Raw genomic sequence first — 16,771 nt, 5'->3', positions numbered from 1 at the left:
TCATGGCTGACGCCAAGAAGACCACTGAGAACGAGGCCTCGAGCCACGCTCTCAAGGTCCACCACCTGCGTCCCGCCCCGGGCGCCAAGACCGCGAAGACCCGTGTCGGTCGCGGTGAGGGCTCCAAGGGCAAGACGGCCGGTCGCGGTACGAAGGGCACGAAGGCCCGCTACCAGGTCCCGGCCGGCTTCGAGGGCGGGCAGACGCCGCTGCACATGCGTCTGCCGAAGCTCCGCGGCTTCAAGAACCCCTTCAAGACGGAGTACCAGGTCGTCAACCTCGACCGCGTCTCCGCTCTCTTCCCCGAGGGTGGTTCCGTGACGGTCGACGACCTCGTCGCCAAGGGCGCGGTCCGCAAGGGCCAGCTCGTCAAGGTCCTCGGCTCCGGCGAGATCACCGTCGCGGTCGACATGACCGTGGACGCGTTCTCCACGAGCGCCAAGGAGAAGATCGAGGCTGCCGGCGGTTCCATCACCGGCGCCTGATCCACCACGGCCACTGACGAAGGGGTCCGACGGGCACAGCCTGGCGGACCCCTTCGCCGTCGGTCACGACGTGTGACGCGTCACCCCTCACGCCCACCCCGTTCGCCCGCCCCGGGTGCGCCGGGTATCGTGCTTCAGTCTTCGCCCCCCGCCACCGGAGCACCCGTCGATCACGGGTGGACCCGGTGAAACCTGGAGGATCAGGTGCTCTCCGCCTTCACCCGTGCGTTCCGTACGCCGGACCTGCGTCGCAAGCTGCTCTTCACGCTGGGCATCGTCGTGCTCTTCCGCCTCGGGTCGCACGTGCCGACCCCGAACGTCGACGCGGCCGCCGTGCGCGCCTGCGTCGCGGGTGCCCGTGACGACGCGAGCTCGACCTTCCTCGGGATGGCCAACCTCTTCAGCGGGGGAGCGCTGCTCCAGCTGTCGATCTTCGCGCTCGGGATCATGCCGTACATCACGGCGAGCATCATCGTGCAGCTGCTGACGGTCGTCATCCCGCGCTTCGAGGCGTTGAAGAAGGAGGGCCAGCAGGGTCAGGCGAAGATGACCCAGTACACGCGCTACCTGACGATCGCGCTGGCGGTGCTGCAGTCGGCGACCTTCATCACCTTCGCCCGCAACCCCAGCCAGCTCTTCGGCAACGCGAACTGCACGAATATCCTCTACCGCGAGTCGATGCCGAGCATCCTCATCATGGTGCTGACGATGACCGCCGGCACGGGCCTGATCATGTGGCTCGGCGAGCTCATCACGGACAAGGGCGTCGGCAACGGCATGTCCCTGCTGATCTTCACCTCGATCACCGCGACCTTCCCCGGCTCGCTGTGGGCGATCCAGCAGCGCGAGGGCCGCTGGGACATCTTCTTCCTCGTCATCGGCATCGGGCTGCTCATCATCGCGGCCGTCGTCTTCGTCGAGCAGAGCCAGCGCCGCATCCCCGTGCAGTACGCGAAGCGGATGGTCGGGCGCCAGATGTACGGCGGGACCTCGACGTACATCCCCATCAAGGTCAACATGGCCAACGTCATCCCGGTGATCTTCGCCAGCTCGATGCTCTCGCTGCCGCTGATGATCTCGCAGTTCCGTCAGGACCCCGGCGGCAACACCGCCGGCTGGGTGACCTGGCTGCAGACGCACTTCAACCCCTCGCAGCCGACGTGGGTCTACATCGCCGTCTTCACCGGGCTGATCTTCTTCTTCACCTTCTTCTACGTCTCGATCACGTTCAACCCCACCGAGGTCGCGGACAACATGAAGAAGTACGGTGGCTTCATCCCAGGGATCCGGGCCGGGCGACCCACGGCCGAGTACCTGAGCTACGTGCTGACCCGGATCACCGTCCCGGGCGCCATCTACCTGTCGTTGGTCTCGCTCATCCCGCTCATCGCCCTCGTCCTCGTCGGCGCCAACCAGAACTTCCCCTTCGGCGGCACCTCGATCCTCATCATGGTCGGTGTCGGTCTGGAGACGGTGAAGCAGATCGAGTCCCAGCTCCAGCAACGTGAATACGAAGGGTTCCTCCGCTGACATGCGACTGATCATCTTCGGCCCGCCCGGGGCCGGCAAGGGCACGCAGGCGACCCGGATCGCCGAGCGCTACGGCATCCCCGCCATCTCCACCGGTGACATCTTCCGCGCCAACATCAAGGCCGAGACCCCTCTCGGCCTGCAGGTCAAGGAGATCACCGCGGCGGGCGGCTACGTGCCCGACGACGTGACGAACGCGATCGTCGAGTCCCGTCTCGACGAGGCCGACTGCGAGCCGGGCTTCCTGCTCGACGGGTACCCCCGCACGACCGGTCAGGTGAGTGCGCTCGACACGATGCTCGCCAAGCACGACCGGGCCGTCGACAAGGTGCTCATGCTCACCGTCGAGACCGACGAGGTCGTCGCGCGGCTGCTCAAGCGCGCGCAGACCGAGGGTCGCGCGGATGACACCGAGGAGGTCATCCGCGAGCGTCAGGCGATCTACACCCGCGAGACCGAGCCCCTCGCCGCGGTCTTCCGCGAGCGCGGCCTGCTCGTCGAGGTCGACGGCATGGGCGAGGTCGACGAGGTCAGCGAGCGCATCGCCGCTGCCCTGCAGGCCTGAGCGCAGGTCGTCACATGGGCTGGATGGGGCGCGAGCGCGTCGTCGCGAAGACGCCGGAGCAGATCGCGCTCATGCGCGTCGCCGGGCTCCTCGTCGGCCGCACCCTGGAGATGCTGCGCGGCGAGGTGCGTGAGGGCGTGACGACCGCCCAGCTCGACGCCCTCGCCGAGCAGCACATCCGCGACCACGGCGGCATCCCGAACTTCCAGCTCGTGCCGGGCTACTCGCACACGCTGTGCACCTCGGTCAACGAGGAGGTCGTCCACGGCATCCCCGGTGAGCGGGTCCTGGCTGCCGGCGACCTGCTGAGCATCGACTGCGGCGCCCAGGTGCAGGGGTGGAACGGCGACGCGGCGATGACCGTCGTCGTCGGCGGCGAGGAGGCGGCGCGACCCCGCGACCTGCGCCTGTCCGAGGCCACCCGCGCCTCCATGTGGGCGGGCATCGCCGCGCTGCGGGCCGGGGGACGGATCAGCGACGTCGGCGCCGCCGTCGAGGACTCGATCATCGCCTCCGGCCAGGAGCACGACCACGAGTACGGCATCGTCCTCGACTACGTCGGCCACGGCATCGGCGAGGACATGCACATGCCGCCGCAGGTGCCGAACTACCGGCACACCGGGCGGAGCCCGGCGACCCCGGTCGGCACGACGATCTGCGTCGAGCCGATGGTGACCCTCGGCTCGCAGGACAACCACGTGCTGCCCGACGACTGGACGATCGTCACCGACGACGGCTCGCGGGCCGCGCACTGGGAGCACTCCGTCGCGATCACCGAGCGCGGCCTGTGGGTGCTCACCGCGATCGACGGCGGCGAGGCCGAGCTCACGGCGGCGGGCGCCCCCTTCGGCCCGCTCGACTGACGGCTACGCCGACCCGGGGCGCATGACGCCCTGGCCGGTCGTCGGGTCCCACGGGACCGACTCGTGCTGGTGCACGACCAGCCAGCGCCCGGCACGCCGCTGCAGGACCGCCGTCGCCCGGACCCACATGTCGACCGCGTCGCCCGAGCGCAGCGTGCCGCTCACGGCGTAGACGAAGGTCGCGACCGCGAGGTCGCCGTCGGCGCGCACCTCGAGCTCGTGCACCGCGTACCCGATGTCGGAGGCGTACCCGGCGAACCACGCCTCCAGGCCGGCCGCCATGGCCTCGCGACCCCGGACCCGGTGCGGCGGGGTGACGCCGAAGCTGTCGAGCTCGTCGGCCATGCGGGCGAGCAGGGGAGCGGGGTCCTTCGCGGCGACCGCGGCGACCCGCTCGTCGAGCAGCGCCCGCACCTCCTGCTCGGCGCTCACCGCGTGCCCCCGCCGACGACGTCGTAGACGAGGGCGACGACGCCGCTCGCGAAGCGCTCGGTCTCGCGCAGGCGCAGCTCGAGGGGCAGGCCCTCGGGCACGAAGCGGCGCGACCCGGCGCCCGCCACCCGAGGCCCGACGTACGCGCTCACCTCGTCGACGAGGCCGGCGCGCAGGGCGGCGCCCGCGAGGGTCGGCCCGCCGACGGAGACGTCGCCGTCGGCCTCGGCGACGAGGGCTCGCAGGCGGTCGACGTCGAGCTCGGGCCACAGGGTGGTCCGCGGCGCGTCGAGCGACGTGAGGGTGCGCGAGACGACGACCCGGTCGGTGTCCTGCCAGGCCTGCGTGTACTCGCGCACGTAGGGGACCTCGAGGTCCTCGGCGGGCGGGTCCTGCCAGTAGCGCATCGTCTCCCACATCCGACGCCCGTAGACGTCGAGGACGAGCCGCTCCTGCATCCGGTTGAAGTGCTCGTGCAGCTCGCGGTCGGGCTCGGTGGCCTCGCCCGCGTCGTCGACGAACCCGTCGAGGGTGGTGGTCATCGCGTAGATCAGCCGTCCCATGCCGCTCTCCTGTCAGTGCTTCGTCACGAAGGTCAGATGGCTCACGCCCGAGGCGGGCGAGACCACGGTCTCGACGTCGTAGCGCTCCTCGAGACCCTCGAGCCCCTCCCAGAGGGAGACCCCGCGGCCGAGGAGGACGGGCACGACGACGACGTGCATCCGGTCGACGAGGCCGGCGGCGACGAAGTCGCGCACCGTGCTCGGGCCGCCGCCGACGCGCACGTCACGCCCGTCGGCGAGCCCGCGGGCGACCTCGAGCGCCTCGGCGGGGGAGGCGTCGACGAAGTGGAAGCTCGTGCCCCCCTCGAGGTGCAGGGTCGGTCTCGGGTGGTGGGTGAGGACGACGACGGGGGTCTCGAAGGGAGGGCGCGGCCCCCACCACCCCTGCCACTGCTCGTCGGTCCACGGCCCGGTCTGCGGCCCGAACTTGCGCCGCCCCATGATCTCGACGCCGACCGAGCCGTCCCACCCGAGCGCGGCGAAGGCCCCGTCGACGCCGTCGCGGGCCCTCCCGCCCCCGGGCTGGCCGGGCGGCATCATCCACTCGTGGAGACGGCCGGTGGCATGACCCATGGGCTGCTCGAGGGTCTGCGGCTCGCCCGTGGCGTAGCCGTCGAGCGAGACGCTCAGCTGGGTGACGACGACCTCGGACATGGCGCTCCTGCCGGTCAGGTGGTTGCGATGCGCAACCGCTCCCCACCGTAGAGTAGGGTGATTGCGCAGCGCAACCACTTGCCGGACGAGCGGGACGAAGGGGGACGATGCGCACCGAGCCGAGATCGGGCTGCCCGATCAACCGGGGGGTCGAGGTGCTCGGCGACCCGTGGAGCGCCGTCGTCCTGCGCGACATGATCTTCGGCGACCGTCGGTACTTCCGCGAGCTGCTCTCCGGGTCGCTCGAGGGCATCGCGAGCAACGTCCTCGCCGCCCGGCTGCGCGACCTCGTCGCCGCGGGCCTCCTCGTGCGCGAGGACGCCGGGCGCGGTCACCGCGCCAGGTACTCCCTCACCGAGGCCGGCATCCAGACCCTGCCCGTGCTCGTCGCGCTCGGCACGTGGGGGCGGGCGCACCGCGAGACGTCGCCAGAGCTCACCGTGCGCCAGCGGCTGCTCGAGGAGGGCGGGCCCGCTCTCGTCGCCGAGCTCATGGACGAGCTGCGCGCCGCCCACCTCGGTACGCCGCTGCCGCCCGCGACCGGGCCGCGAGCGAGCGAGCGGCTGCGCGCCGCCTACGAGGCCGAGGTCGTCCGCGGGCCCGTCGACGGGTGAGCCGGACGGGTGCCGGAGGCGGGTGTCCCGCCGACCCGCCAGGGCCGTGCCGCTGTGCGGGATCTCTCAGTCTGGACCGGTCCGCCCGCCGGTAGCCTGACGACGTCCCGCCGCTGCCCGGCATGCGCGCAGGAGCCGTCCGAGCCGCCCCCGAGGAGCGATGCGCACATGATGTCTGCCCGGCCGACCGAGGTCATGCCGCTGGCCGAGGGCTTCGCGCCCACCGACGAGGCACGCTGGCGCGAGCTGGCCGCGCAGGTCGTCGGCAAGAGCCGCGCCGAGGACGACGCGCTCGGACCCGACGAGGCGGTCGAGGCGCTGTCGACGACCCTGCCCGACGGCGTCGTCGTGCGCCCGCTCTACACCCGGCCCGCGCAGGAGCGACCGCTCGGGGTGCCCGGGGCCATGCCCTTCACCCGCGGCACCGGCCCGCGCCGGCCCGACCAGCCGTGGGACGTGCGCGCCCTGCACGAAGGGGGAGACGCGGCGGCGACGAGCCGCGCGGCCCTCGTCGACCTCGAGCGGGGTGTCACCTCGCTGTGGCTCGCGGTCGGGGACGGCCACCTCGAGCCCGCTGATCTCGCCAGGGCGCTCGACGGCGTCCACCTCGGCATGGCCCCCGTCGTCGTCTCCTCGACGATCGCCCAGCGGCCTGCGGCCGCGGCGCTGCTCGACCTCCTCGAGGCCGCGCCCGAGCTCGCCCCCGGCTCCGGTCTCGGGCTGGACCCGCTCGGCGCCGCAGCGGCGACCGGGGGAGCCGCCGACCTCGCCGGGCTCGCCCCCTTCGTCACCCGCGCGGCAGCGCTGACGGACGTGCGCGCCCTCACCGTCGACACCCGCGTCTACCACGACGCCGGGGCGCACGACGTCGAGGAGGTCGCGCTCGCCGTGGCCACCGCGGTCGCCTACGTCCGCGCGCTCGAGGAGCAGGGGGTCGGCGCCGCCGAGGCCTTCGCGAGCATCGACGTGCGCGTCGCCGTGACCGCCGACCAGTTCACGACGATCGCCAAGCTGCGCGCCCTGCGGCGGGTGTGGGCCCGCGTCGGCGAGCTCGCCGACGTGCCGGAGCGGGCCCGGGCGGCGCGCGTCCACGCCGTGACCTCGGGCCGGATGCTCACCGCGACCGACCCCTGGGTCAACGTCCTGCGCGGCACGATCGCCTGTCTCGGCGCGAGCGTCGGCGGCGCCGACGCCATCACCGTGCTGCCCTACGACACCCCGCTCGGGCTGCCGGAGGCCTTCTCCCGGCGTCTGGCCCGCAACACCCAGAGCCTGCTCGCGCTCGAGAGCCACGTCGCGGCCGTCGCCGACCCCGCCGGTGGCTCCTGGTACGTCGAGGCCCTCACCGACGAGATGGCCGAGCGCGCCTGGGCGCGGCTCGGCGAGCTCGACGCGTCCGGGGGAGTGGCGGCAGCACTCGCCGACGGCTCGCTCGCCCGCGGGCTCGAGGCGATGTGGCAGGAGCGCCTGCGCGGCCTCACGACCCGGCAGGTCCCGCTCACCGGCACCTCCACCTTCCCGCTCGCCGGCGAGACGCCGCTGCAGCGCGCACCCCGCCCCCAGCCCCCGTCGGGGGGTCTGCCCCGCCACCGCGACGGCGAGGTCTTCGAGCGTCTGCGCGCCCGGGCCGCCCGGCTCGACGACCCGACGGTGCTCGTCGTCAGCCCCGGCAGCCGCCGGGACTTCGGGGCCCGTCAGACCTTCGCGACGAACCTGCTCGCCGTCGCCGGCATCGGCGCCCGTCTCGTCGACGGCGCCGACGCCGACACGGCCGCTGCGGAGGCCCGCGACAGCGCCCTGCCGGTCGCCGTCCTCGCGACCTCGCCCCGGGTCAACGCCGAGCACGGGCTCGAGGTCCTCGCCGCGCTGCGCGGGGCCGGCGTCGAGCACGTCGTGCTCGCCGGACGGGCGGGCGAGCTCGGCGAGGGCGACCACGGCGTCGTCGAGGCCCGTGAGGGCGTCGACGTCGTCGCCCTCCTCTCCGACCTGCTGACCCGGCTCGGGGCCGGGGACGACGTGACCACGACGACGGATGGAGACGCCCGATGAGCGCGATCCCCGACCTGTCCACCGCCTCGCTCGGCGAGGGCCTGCCCGGCGAGGACGCCGCCGCCCGCTGGGCCGAGCTGCTCGAGCAGGTGCCCGGCGCGGCCGACGGGTGGCAGACCCCCGAGCACATCACCGTCGCGCCCGTCTACACCGAGGCCGACACCGCGGGCCTGGACTTCCTCGGCACCGTGCCCGGCGCCGCGCCCTACCTGCGCGGCCCCTACCCGACGATGTACGTCAACCAGCCGTGGACGATCCGGCAGTACGCGGGCTTCTCGACGGCCGAGCAGTCCAACGCCTTCTACCGGCGCAACCTCGCCGCCGGGCAGAAGGGGCTCTCGGTCGCCTTCGACCTCGCGACCCACCGTGGCTACGACTCCGACCACCCCCGGGTCGAGGGAGACGTCGGGATGGCCGGCGTGGCGATCGACTCCATCTACGACATGCGCACCCTCTTCGACGGGATCCCGCTGGACCAGATGTCGGTGTCGATGACGATGAACGGCGCTGTCCTGCCGGTCCTCGCGCTCTACGTCGTCGCGGCCGAGGAGCAGGGGGTGAGCCCGGAGCAGCTGAGCGGCACCATCCAGAACGACATCCTCAAGGAGTTCATGGTCCGCAACACCTACATCTACCCGCCCGAGCCGTCGATGCGGATCATCTCCGACATCTTCGCCTTCACCAGCCGGCGGATGCCGCGCTTCAACTCGATCTCGATCTCCGGCTACCACATGCAGGAGGCCGGGGCGACGCAGGACCTCGAGCTCGCGTACACGCTCGCCGACGGCGTCGAGTACATCCGCGCCGGGCGCGACGCGGGGCTCGACGTCGACCGCTTCGCCCCGCGGCTGTCCTTCTTCTGGGCCATCGGGATGAACTTCTTCATGGAGGTCGCCAAGCTGCGGGCCGCCCGGCTGCTGTGGGCCCGGCTCGTGCAGGAGGGCTTCGAGCCGAGCAACCCCAAGTCGCTCTCGCTGCGCACCCACAGCCAGACCTCCGGCTGGAGCCTCACCGCGCAGGACGTCTTCAACAACGTCGTGCGCACCGGGGTCGAGGCGATGGCGAGCACCCAGGGCCACACGCAGAGCCTGCACACGAACGCGCTCGACGAGGCGATCGCGCTGCCGACCGACTTCTCCGCGCGGATCGCCCGCAACACCCAGATCGTCCTGCAGCAGGAGTCGGGCACCTGCCGCGTCATCGACCCCTGGGGCGGCAGCGCCTACGTCGAGCGGCTCACCCACGACCTCGCGCAGCGGGCGTGGGCGCACATCGAGGAGGTCGAGGCGGCCGGCGGCATGGCGAAGGCGATCGAGGCCGGGATCCCGAAGATGCGCATCGAGGAGGCGGCCGCCCGCACCCAGGCGCGCATCGACTCCGGGGCCCAGCCGGTCATCGGCGTCAACACCTACCCCGTCGACGAGGACGAGCCGATCGAGGTGCTCAAGGTCGACAACGCCGCGGTGCGCGCGAGCCAGGTCGCGAGCCTGGAGCGCCTGCGCGCCGAGCGCGACGAGGAGGAGACGCAGGCCGCGCTCGCGGCGCTCACGCAGGCCGCCCGGGCCGACGGCGGCGACATGGAGACCAACCTCCTCGCGCTCGCCATCGACGCGGCGCGCGCCAAGGCGACGGTCGGAGAGATGTCGGCCGCGCTCGAGGAGGTCTACGGCCGCTACACCGCCCAGATCCGTACGATCTCGGGTGTGTACCGCGACGAGGCGAAGGGGAGCGGCTCGGTGCGAGAGGCCCAGGCCGCCGTCGAGGACTTCGAGCAGCAGGAGGGGCGTCGCCCGCGCATCCTCGTCGCGAAGATGGGCCAGGACGGGCACGACCGCGGGCAGAAGGTCATCGCGACCGCCTTCGCCGATCTCGGCTTCGACGTCGACGTGGGCCCGCTCTTCCAGACCCCGGCCGAGGTCGCCCGTCAGGCGGTCGAGGCGGACGTGCACGTCGTCGGGGTGAGCTCGCTGGCCGCGGGGCACCTGACCCTCGTGCCGGCGCTGCGCCGCGAGCTCGACGCCCTGGGGCGCCAGGACCTCATGATCGTCGTCGGCGGGGTCATCCCCGACCAGGACTTCGAGGAGCTGCGGGCCGCGGGGGCCGACGACATCTACCCGCCCGGGACCGTCATCGCCGACGCGGCGGTGCGTCTCGTCGCGCGGCTGCAGGAGCGTGCGTCGGGCGATGCCTGACCCGGTCGCCGATCTCGTCGCCGGGGTGCGGGCGCGCTCGCGCGCGCACGTCGCCCGGGCGATCACCCTCGTCGAGTCCTCGCGCCCCGACCACCGCGACCAGGCTCGAGCCCTGCTCGAGCAGATCGCGCCCGAGACCGGCGGGGGAGTGCGCGTCGGCATCTCCGGCATCCCGGGGGCCGGCAAGTCGACCTTCATCGACGCCCTGGGCACCCGGCTCGTCGAGCAGGGCCACCGGGTCGCGGTCGTCGCCGTCGACCCCTCGTCCTCGCGCACCGGCGGCTCTGTCCTCGGCGACCGCACCCGGATGGCGCGCCTGACGAGCACCGAGGACGCCTTCGTGCGGCCCTCGCCGTCGGGCCGCCACCTCGGCGGTGTCGCCCGGGCCACCCGGGAGTCGATGCTCGTGCTCGAGGCCGCGGGCTTCGACGTCGTGCTCGTCGAGACCGTCGGCGTCGGCCAGTCCGAGGTGGCCGTCGCCGAGATGGTCGACACCTTCCTCCTGCTCGCCCTCGCCCGCGGCGGCGACCAGCTCCAGGGCATCAAGCGCGGCATCCTCGAGATGGCCGACGTCATCGCGGTCAACAAGGCCGACGGGCCGCACGAGGGCGACGCCCGCGTCGCCGCCCGCGAGCTGAGCGGCGCGATGCGCCTCATGAACCCCGACCCCTCTGCCCGCCGACCCCCGGTCCTCACGTGCAGCGCCCAGACCGGCGCCGGTCTGGACGAGGTGTGGCAGGCGGTCCTCGACCACCGCGCCTACCTCACCGAGCACGGCTCGCTCGAGGCCCGGCGCCGCGAGCAGCAGACGAGCTGGATGTGGGCGATGGTCGACGCCGAGCTGCGCGACGGGGTCCGGCGCAGCCCCGCGGTCCGCGAGGTCGTCGCCGACGTCGGCGAGGACGTCGCCTCGGGTCGCGTGAGCGCCGTCGACGCCGCTCGCCGGGTGCTCGACGCCTACGCCCGCGACCTCGGCTCGGCCTGAGCCTGCGAGCCCTCGGTGAGGATCTCGCCGCGGTCGAGGGCTTCCTGGCCGGCCTCTGCCGCCTCGGGGGGCAGCCCGACGACCTGGGTGACGTAGCGCAGGCGCTCCTTGCGCAGGGCCACGACGAGGCCGATGCCGGCGAGGAACATCAACGTGAACATCGGCAGCCCGACGACGGTGATGACCTCCTGCAGCGCGGTGAGCCCTGCGTCGCCCGCCAGGACGAGCAGGAGCGCGGCGAGCGCGCCCTGGGACAGGCCCCAGAAGAGGCGTTGGCGGACCGGTCCGGCCTCCCCGTCTCCGGTGCAGAGCATGTCGACGACGAGGGAGGACGAGTCGGCGCTCGTGGCGAAGAAGAGAGCGACGATGACCACGCCGAGTCCCTGGAGCACGGTCGTCAGCGGGTAGGACTCGAAGAGCTCGAACATCGCCAGCGGCACGCTGTCGGCCACGGCCGCCGAGATGGGTCCCTGCGTGCCGTCCATGCCGTCGAGGGACATGGCCGACCAGCCGAAGGTCACGAACCACACGAGGGTGAAGGCGGAGGGCGCGAGCAGGACCCCGAGCACGAACTCCCGGATGGTGCGCCCCTTCGAGATGCGAGCGAGGAAGATCCCCATGAAGGGTGCCCAGCTGACGGTCCACGCCCAGTAGAAGACGGTCCAGCCCGCCTGCCAGCCCCATCCGTCGCCGGTCTCGTCGGCCAGGGCGTCCTGCCAGAGCGCGAGGCGCGGCAGGGAGGTGAGATAGCTCCCGAGCGTCTCGAAGAGCTCACGCGTGAGGAAGAGCGTCATGCCCCCCGCGAGGAAGACGAAGAGCATGAGCCCGACCGCCATGGCGATGTTGAGGTTCGAGAGCAGCTTGATGCCCCGGTCGAGCCCCGCGACGATCGAGCCGGTCGCCACGGTGGTGAGCACGGCGATGACGACGACCTGAAGGGTCGTGGAGTTCTCCCAGCCGAAGAGCGCGCCGAGGCCGGCCCCGATCTGCTGGGTGCCGAGGCCGATCGAGACCGCGACGCCGAAGAGCGTGCCGAGGATCGCGAGGACGTCGATCCCCCGGCCCAGCGGTCCGTAGATGCGCTCACCGATGAGCGGGTAGAAGACCGAGCTGACCCGGACCGGCAGGTGGTAACGGTGGATGAAGTACGCGAAGGCCAGGCCGGGCAGGGCGAAGATCGCCCACGTGTGCAGGCTCAGGTGGTAGAGCGCGACGTCCATCGCGTCCTGCGCGGCAGCCGGCGTGTAGGGGTCGGCCCCGAGCGGGGGGTCGGAGAGGTGAGAGATTGGCTCGGCGACCCCCCAGAACATCAGCACCGTGCCGATGCCCCCGGCGAAGAGCATCGCGAACCACGAGAGGAAGGAGTAGTCAGGGCGGTCGTCGGGGTCGCCGAGGGTGATCTGGCCGTACGGGCCGAAGGCCACGACGAGGAGGGTGACCAGCCAGGCCGTCACGCCGAAGATGAAGTACCAGCCGAGGTTCGTCACCACCCACTCGCGTCCGGCGCCGAAGGCGGACCCGAGCTGGTCGGGGAAGATCAGGAGGGCCGCGAGCAGCAGGACCATGAGTCCTGCCGAGGTGAAGAAGATCGTCGGCTGGGTGCGCAGTCCGAGCCTGCGGGCAAAAGCGTCCACGGGTACCTTCCGGGTCGTCGACGGCCACGTGCGGGCAAGGGGTGCGTCGCGGCCGACCTCCACGTGTGTCATCGACGCCCCCGGCGGGGCAAGCCGAGCCCCGGGGGCTCGAGAGGATCGTCACCATCTCGTGAGGTGGGCGCCCCGCCGCTGACGCTCACCCGATTTCGTGGGTCCTCACCCGGTCCCGTAGGATGGGGCGTCGCTCTCGTGTGCGTGCTGCGCGCACGGGGCGTCCCCGGGCGTCCTCATCCAGAGGGCCCCAATCACACGGATTGAGAGGATATGGCCAAGAAGGACGGTGTCATCGAGGTCGAGGGCACGATCGTCGAAGCACTCCCGAACGCGATGTTCCGGGTCGAGCTGACGAACGGTCACAAGGTTCTCGCCCACATCTCGGGCAAGATGCGTCAGCACTACATCCGGATCCTCCCCGAGGACAAGGTTGTCGTCGAGCTCAGCCCGTACGACCTGACCCGCGGCCGCATCGTCTTCCGCTACCGCTGACGGTCGGGCCACCCGACACGACGCATGTACGACCCGGCACCCATCTGGGGCTCGGGACAGATCGACCAAGGACGAGTTGGCAGTGAAGGTTCAGCCGAGCGTCAAGAAGATCTGTGACAAGTGCAAGGTGATCCGCCGCAACGGTCGGGTCATGGTGATCTGCGAGAACCTGCGCCACAAGCAGCGCCAGGGCTGATCGCGACCCACCCGGGCCCTCACGGGCCCAGCACCACGTCATAGAGCTTCACGACACGTACACACCGCACGCAGCACCCGACCCCTGAAGAAGGCCGCCTCGCGGCCGGATCTGGCGGCGCAGTCGCGCCGCGCAGGACGTCACCCTCGGCCCGGAGGCCGAGGACCGCAGGACCCCGCCCAGGTGCGGGGAGAGCTCCTCGGACCGGTGCTGCACCACGACCTCCGGATGCACAGACAAGGAAACACCACAAGATGGCACGTCTTGTTGGAGTGGACCTCCCGCGCGAGAAGCGCGCCGAGGTCGCACTGACCTACATCTTCGGCGTCGGTCGCACGACCTCGCAGAAGGCCCTCGCCGCCACCGGCGTCGACCCGAGCACCCGCGTCAAGGACCTCGACGACACCCAGCTCGTCGCCCTGCGCGACTGGCTCGAGGCCAACTGCCAGCTCGAGGGTGACCTCCGCCGCGAGGTCGCCGCCGACATCCGCCGCAAGGTCGAGATCGGCACCTACGAGGGTCTGCGTCACCGTCGCGGTCTGCCCGTGCGCGGTCAGCGCACCAAGACCAACGCGCGCACCCGCAAGGGCCCGAAGCGCACCGTCGCCGGCAAGAAGAAGGTTGGTAAGTAATGCCCCCCAAGACCCGTTCCGGCGCCAAGGTGCGTCGCAAGGTCAAGAAGAACGTCGCCGTGGGCCAGGCCCACATCAAGAGCACGTTCAACAACACGATCATCTCCATCACCGACCCGACCGGTGCGGTGATCTCCTGGGCCTCCGCCGGCCAGGTGGGCTTCAAGGGCTCGCGCAAGTCGACCCCCTACGCCGCGCAGATGGCCGCCGAGGCCGCCGCGCGTCGCGCCATGGAGCACGGCATGCGCAAGGTCGACGTCTTTGTCAAGGGCCCGGGCTCCGGTCGTGAGACCGCGATCCGCTCCCTGACCGCTGCCGGCCTCGAGGTCGGCGCGATCAGCGACGTCACGCCCAGCCCGCACAACGGGGTCCGTCCGCCCAAGCGCCGTCGCGTCTGAGCACGGGAACCTAGGAGATATAGACCATGGCTCGTTACACCGGCCCCATCACCAAGAAGTCCCGTCGCCTCAAGCTCGACCTCGTCGGCGGCGACAAGAACTTCGAGCTCCGTCCCTTCCCGCCCGGCCAGCACGGCCGTCGCCGGATCCAGGAGAAGGAGTACCTCACCCAGCTCCAGGAGAAGCAGCGCGCCCGCTTCACCTACGGCGTCATGGAGAAGCAGTTCGTCCGGTACTACAAGGAGGCGGCCAACCGCCCCGGCAAGACCGGCTCGAACCTGCTCATCATCCTCGAGTCGCGTCTCGACAACGTCATCTACCGCGCCGGTCTAGCCCGGACCCGTCGTCACGCGCGTCAGCTCGTGACCCACGGTCACTTCGAGATCAACGGCGTGCGGACCGACGTCCCCAGCCACCGCGTCGAGCAGTACGACATCGTCACGGTGCGCAAGCAGTCCGTCGAGACCTTCCCCTTCCAGCTCGCGCGTGAGACCTTCGGCGAGCGTCCCGTCCCGGCGTGGCTCCACGTCGTCCCGGGCAGCCTGAAGATCCTCGTGCACCAGCTGCCGACCCGTGAGCAGATCGACACCCCGCTCACCGAGCAGCTGATCGTCGAGCTCTACTCGAAGAACTGATCCTCGGATCTGCCGGGTGGCTCCCCCTTCGTCCCTGAGGCGAAGGGGGAGCCCCCGGTCCGAGGACCACCAGGGTCGTCGTCGCGGACCGATGCGCGACGACCAGCCGGGTCGCACCGGCAGCATCACGAGGCGTCATATAGCGGTCGCCCGTGGGAAGGAACAACCGTGCTCATCGCACAGCGCCCCACCCTCAGCGAGGACGTCGTCGCCGACAACCGCTCGCGGTTCGTCATCGAGCCCCTCGAGCCGGGCTTCGGCTACACGCTGGGCAACTCCCTGCGTCGCACCCTGCTGAGCAGCATCCCGGGTGCCTCCCTCACCTCCATCCGGATCGACGGCGTGCTCCACGAGTTCTCCACGATCCCGGGGGTCAAGGAGGACGTCACCGAGATCATCCTCAACCTCAAGAGCCTCGTCGTCTCCTCGGAGAACGACGAGCCGGTCGTCATGTACCTGCGCAAGACCGGCTCCGGCCCCGTCACCGCCGCGGACATCAACCCGCCGGCCGGCGTCGAGGTCCACAACCCGGACCTGCACATCGCGACGCTCAACGACAAGGGCTCCGTCGAGATGGAGCTCACCGTCGAGCGCGGCCGCGGCTACGTCTCGGCCCAGCAGAACAAGTCCGGCGAGCAGGAGATCGGCCGCATCCCGGTCGACTCCATCTACAGCCCGGTCCTCGCCGTGACCTACAAGGTCGAGGCGACCCGTGTCGAGCAGCGCACCGACTTCGACCGTCTCGTCGTCGACGTCGAGACGAAGAGCTCGATGACCCCGGCCGACGCCATGGCCTCCGCCGGCAAGACGCTCGTCGAGCTCTTCGGCCTGGCCCGTGAGCTCAACGTCGAGGCCGAGGGCATCGACATGGGCCCGTCGCCGACCGACGCCGCGCTCGCCGCGGACATGGCGCTGCCGATCGAGGACCTCGACCTCACCGTCCGGTCCTACAACTGCCTCAAGCGCGAGGGCATCCACACCGTCGGCGAGCTCGTCGGTCGCAGCGAGGCCGACCTGCTCGACATCCGCAACTTCGGCGCGAAGTCGATCGACGAGGTCAAGGCCAAGCTGCACGGCATGGGCATGGCCCTCAAGGACAGCCCTCCCGGCTTCGACCCGAGCCAGATCGTCGACAGCTACGGCGACGAGGACTACGAGGACGACCAGTCCTTCGTCGAGGACGAGCAGCTCTGACCCACCCGACGGCCTGACCCGTCCGGGTCGGCTTGCAACTCAAGGAGAATCACCATGCCCACCCCCACCAAGGGACGTCGTCTGGGTGGCGGCCCGGCGCACGAGCGCCTCATGCTCGGCAACCTGGCCCAGTCGCTCTTCGAGCACGACCAGATCACGACGACGCAGGCCAAGGCCAAGCGTCTGCGCCCGCTCGCCGAGCGTCTCGTCACCTTCGCCAAGCGCGGTGACCTGCACGCCCGTCGCAAGGTCATGACGGTCGTCAAGGACAAGGGTGTCGTGCACCGTCTCTTCACCGAGATCGCGCCCGACATGACCGACCGCGAGGGCGGCTACACCCGCATCACGAAGATCGCGCCGCGCAAGGGCGACAACGCCCCCATGTGCGTCATCGAGCTCGTGCGCGAGCCCGTCTCCGCCAAGCCCAAGCGCGCCGTCGTCGCCGAGGCAGAGGCCGCCACCGCGCGCTCGGCCAAGGACGAGGAGGCGCAGGACGCGCCGGAGACCACGGACGGGACGACCGAGACCGAGGCCCCCGCGGCCGAGGCCACGGACTCGACCGAGGCCACCGAGTCGACGGAGTCGACCGAGGGCGAGAAGGCCTGACCCAGGCCCTCACCTGACGAAGGGGTGAGCCTCCCGC

Annotated in this window: 19 protein-coding genes; 15 read left to right on the top strand and 4 right to left on the bottom strand. The window is 71.4% G+C overall.

Annotated elements, in window-relative coordinates; translation table 11 throughout:
* Nucleotides 1-2 precede the first annotated feature (2 nt).
* The 4 genes from rplO (at nucleotide 3) to map (ending at nucleotide 3,443) form a co-directional block, all read left to right on the top strand.
* The gene (gene rplO, locus EEW87_RS08210) at nucleotides 3-485 is read left to right on the top strand and encodes a 50S ribosomal protein L15 (protein ID WP_068277166.1); all 483 of its coding nucleotides are present in this window, start codon (nucleotides 3-5) and stop codon (nucleotides 483-485) included.
* Nucleotides 486-689: 204 nt separating this feature from the next.
* A complete protein-coding gene (gene secY / locus EEW87_RS08205) occupies nucleotides 690-2,015 on the top strand; it encodes a preprotein translocase subunit SecY (protein ID WP_123092231.1) in 1,326 nt (441 codons plus the stop codon).
* Between the two features lies 1 nt (nucleotide 2,016).
* A complete protein-coding gene (locus EEW87_RS08200) occupies nucleotides 2,017-2,580 on the top strand; it encodes an adenylate kinase (protein ID WP_068277172.1) in 564 nt (187 codons plus the stop codon).
* A 14-nt stretch (nucleotides 2,581-2,594) separates the two neighbouring features.
* On the top strand, nucleotides 2,595-3,443 hold the full coding sequence (gene map, locus EEW87_RS08195; protein WP_123092230.1) for a type I methionyl aminopeptidase: 849 nt from the start codon (nucleotides 2,595-2,597) through the stop codon (nucleotides 3,441-3,443).
* Nucleotides 3,444-3,446: 3 nt separating this feature from the next.
* Here the strand turns inward: map and EEW87_RS08190 are convergent, their stop codons facing one another.
* The 3 genes from EEW87_RS08190 to EEW87_RS08180 are packed head-to-tail and all read right to left on the bottom strand — an operon-like array spanning nucleotide 3,447 to nucleotide 5,092.
* Nucleotides 3,447-3,875 (bottom strand): YybH family protein, encoded by a 429-nt coding sequence (locus tag EEW87_RS08190; RefSeq protein WP_123092229.1) that lies wholly within the window; start codon nucleotides 3,873-3,875, stop codon nucleotides 3,447-3,449.
* The gene (locus EEW87_RS08185; protein ID WP_123092228.1) at nucleotides 3,872-4,438 is read right to left on the bottom strand and encodes a dihydrofolate reductase family protein; all 567 of its coding nucleotides are present in this window, start codon (nucleotides 4,436-4,438) and stop codon (nucleotides 3,872-3,874) included. The genes EEW87_RS08190 and EEW87_RS08185 overlap by 4 nt, the downstream gene beginning before the upstream one ends.
* Before the next feature lie 12 nt (nucleotides 4,439-4,450).
* Entirely contained in the window at nucleotides 4,451-5,092 is a 642-nt protein-coding gene (locus tag EEW87_RS08180; protein ID WP_123092227.1) for a dihydrofolate reductase family protein, read from the bottom strand.
* 107 nt (nucleotides 5,093-5,199) lie between these two features.
* Between EEW87_RS08180 and EEW87_RS08175 the strand changes: the two genes are divergently transcribed.
* The 4 genes from EEW87_RS08175 (at nucleotide 5,200) to meaB (ending at nucleotide 10,932) form a co-directional block, all read left to right on the top strand.
* The gene (locus tag EEW87_RS08175) at nucleotides 5,200-5,706 is read left to right on the top strand and encodes a winged helix-turn-helix transcriptional regulator (RefSeq protein ID WP_123092226.1); all 507 of its coding nucleotides are present in this window, start codon (nucleotides 5,200-5,202) and stop codon (nucleotides 5,704-5,706) included.
* Between the two features lie 168 nt (nucleotides 5,707-5,874).
* Entirely contained in the window at nucleotides 5,875-7,755 is a 1,881-nt protein-coding gene (locus EEW87_RS08170) for a methylmalonyl-CoA mutase family protein (RefSeq protein WP_225985133.1), read from the top strand.
* Complete coding sequence (scpA, locus tag EEW87_RS08165) at nucleotides 7,752-9,947, top strand: methylmalonyl-CoA mutase (protein ID WP_123092225.1); 2,196 nt, start codon at nucleotides 7,752-7,754, stop codon at nucleotides 9,945-9,947. Before EEW87_RS08170 ends, scpA begins: the two co-directional genes overlap by 4 nt.
* The gene (gene meaB / locus EEW87_RS08160) at nucleotides 9,940-10,932 is read left to right on the top strand and encodes a methylmalonyl Co-A mutase-associated GTPase MeaB (protein ID WP_123092377.1); all 993 of its coding nucleotides are present in this window, start codon (nucleotides 9,940-9,942) and stop codon (nucleotides 10,930-10,932) included. The genes scpA and meaB overlap by 8 nt, the downstream gene beginning before the upstream one ends.
* Here meaB and EEW87_RS08155 read toward each other — a convergent pair.
* Nucleotides 10,905-12,566, bottom strand: coding sequence for a BCCT family transporter (locus EEW87_RS08155; RefSeq protein ID WP_123092376.1), 1,662 nt, complete (start codon nucleotides 12,564-12,566; stop codon nucleotides 10,905-10,907). The two genes, meaB and EEW87_RS08155, sit on opposite strands and share 28 nt — an antisense overlap.
* A 285-nt stretch (nucleotides 12,567-12,851) precedes the next feature.
* On the opposite strand from EEW87_RS08155, the gene infA reads away from it, so the two are divergent.
* The 7 genes from infA (at nucleotide 12,852) to rplQ (ending at nucleotide 16,734) form a co-directional block, all read left to right on the top strand.
* Nucleotides 12,852-13,073: a translation initiation factor IF-1 gene (gene infA, locus EEW87_RS08150; RefSeq protein ID WP_007928045.1), complete on the top strand. Its 222-nt coding sequence runs from the start codon at nucleotides 12,852-12,854 to the stop codon at nucleotides 13,071-13,073.
* A gap of 82 nt (nucleotides 13,074-13,155) precedes the next feature.
* Nucleotides 13,156-13,269 carry a 50S ribosomal protein L36 gene (gene rpmJ / locus EEW87_RS08145; RefSeq protein ID WP_006592630.1) on the top strand — a complete coding sequence of 38 codons (114 nt, stop codon included), beginning with the start codon at nucleotides 13,156-13,158 and terminating at the stop codon, nucleotides 13,267-13,269.
* 254 nt (nucleotides 13,270-13,523) lie between these two features.
* Nucleotides 13,524-13,901 (top strand): 30S ribosomal protein S13, encoded by a 378-nt coding sequence (rpsM, locus tag EEW87_RS08140; protein ID WP_068277189.1) that lies wholly within the window; start codon nucleotides 13,524-13,526, stop codon nucleotides 13,899-13,901.
* The gene (gene rpsK / locus EEW87_RS08135) at nucleotides 13,901-14,299 is read left to right on the top strand and encodes a 30S ribosomal protein S11 (protein WP_068277192.1); all 399 of its coding nucleotides are present in this window, start codon (nucleotides 13,901-13,903) and stop codon (nucleotides 14,297-14,299) included. Before rpsM ends, rpsK begins: the two co-directional genes overlap by 1 nt.
* Nucleotides 14,300-14,325: 26 nt before the next feature.
* Nucleotides 14,326-14,934, top strand: a complete 609-nt coding sequence (rpsD, locus tag EEW87_RS08130) for a 30S ribosomal protein S4 (protein WP_123092224.1) — start codon at nucleotides 14,326-14,328, stop codon at nucleotides 14,932-14,934.
* Nucleotides 14,935-15,102: 168 nt separating this feature from the next.
* Complete coding sequence (locus EEW87_RS08125; RefSeq protein ID WP_123092223.1) at nucleotides 15,103-16,128, top strand: DNA-directed RNA polymerase subunit alpha; 1,026 nt, start codon at nucleotides 15,103-15,105, stop codon at nucleotides 16,126-16,128.
* Nucleotides 16,129-16,182: 54 nt separating this feature from the next.
* Nucleotides 16,183-16,734, top strand: coding sequence for a 50S ribosomal protein L17 (rplQ, locus tag EEW87_RS08120; RefSeq protein ID WP_123092222.1), 552 nt, complete (start codon nucleotides 16,183-16,185; stop codon nucleotides 16,732-16,734).
* Nucleotides 16,735-16,771 lie beyond the last annotated feature (37 nt).

This window comes from Janibacter melonis (assembly GCF_003721155.3).
GTDB classification, from domain to species: Bacteria; Actinomycetota; Actinomycetes; order Actinomycetales; family Dermatophilaceae; genus Marihabitans; species Marihabitans melonis.
The sequence above is the reverse complement of the archived record's forward strand: the minus strand, read 5'-3'. Positions and strand labels throughout refer to the sequence as shown.

Bases quoted from the DNA above. Each gene is read 5' to 3' on its own strand.
- rplO (WP_068277166.1), top strand. From the start codon at position 3: ATGGCTGACGCCAAGAAGACCACTGAGAACGAGGCCTCGAGCCACGCT.
- EEW87_RS08200 (WP_068277172.1), top strand. From the start codon at position 2,017: ATGCGACTGATCATCTTCGGCCCGCCCGGGGCCGGCAAGGGCACGCAG.
- map (WP_123092230.1), top strand. From the start codon at position 2,595: ATGGGCTGGATGGGGCGCGAGCGCGTCGTCGCGAAGACGCCGGAGCAG.
- EEW87_RS08185 (WP_123092228.1), bottom strand. From the start codon at position 4,438: ATGGGACGGCTGATCTACGCGATGACCACCACCCTCGACGGGTTCGTC.
- EEW87_RS08180 (WP_123092227.1), bottom strand. From the start codon at position 5,092: ATGTCCGAGGTCGTCGTCACCCAGCTGAGCGTCTCGCTCGACGGCTAC.
- EEW87_RS08175 (WP_123092226.1), top strand. From the start codon at position 5,200: ATGCGCACCGAGCCGAGATCGGGCTGCCCGATCAACCGGGGGGTCGAG.
- EEW87_RS08170 (WP_225985133.1), top strand. From the start codon at position 5,875: ATGATGTCTGCCCGGCCGACCGAGGTCATGCCGCTGGCCGAGGGCTTC.
- scpA (WP_123092225.1), top strand. From the start codon at position 7,752: ATGAGCGCGATCCCCGACCTGTCCACCGCCTCGCTCGGCGAGGGCCTG.
- meaB (WP_123092377.1), top strand. From the start codon at position 9,940: ATGCCTGACCCGGTCGCCGATCTCGTCGCCGGGGTGCGGGCGCGCTCG.
- infA (WP_007928045.1), top strand. From the start codon at position 12,852: ATGGCCAAGAAGGACGGTGTCATCGAGGTCGAGGGCACGATCGTCGAA.
- rpsM (WP_068277189.1), top strand. From the start codon at position 13,524: ATGGCACGTCTTGTTGGAGTGGACCTCCCGCGCGAGAAGCGCGCCGAG.
- rpsK (WP_068277192.1), top strand. From the start codon at position 13,901: ATGCCCCCCAAGACCCGTTCCGGCGCCAAGGTGCGTCGCAAGGTCAAG.
- rpsD (WP_123092224.1), top strand. From the start codon at position 14,326: ATGGCTCGTTACACCGGCCCCATCACCAAGAAGTCCCGTCGCCTCAAG.
- rplQ (WP_123092222.1), top strand. From the start codon at position 16,183: ATGCCCACCCCCACCAAGGGACGTCGTCTGGGTGGCGGCCCGGCGCAC.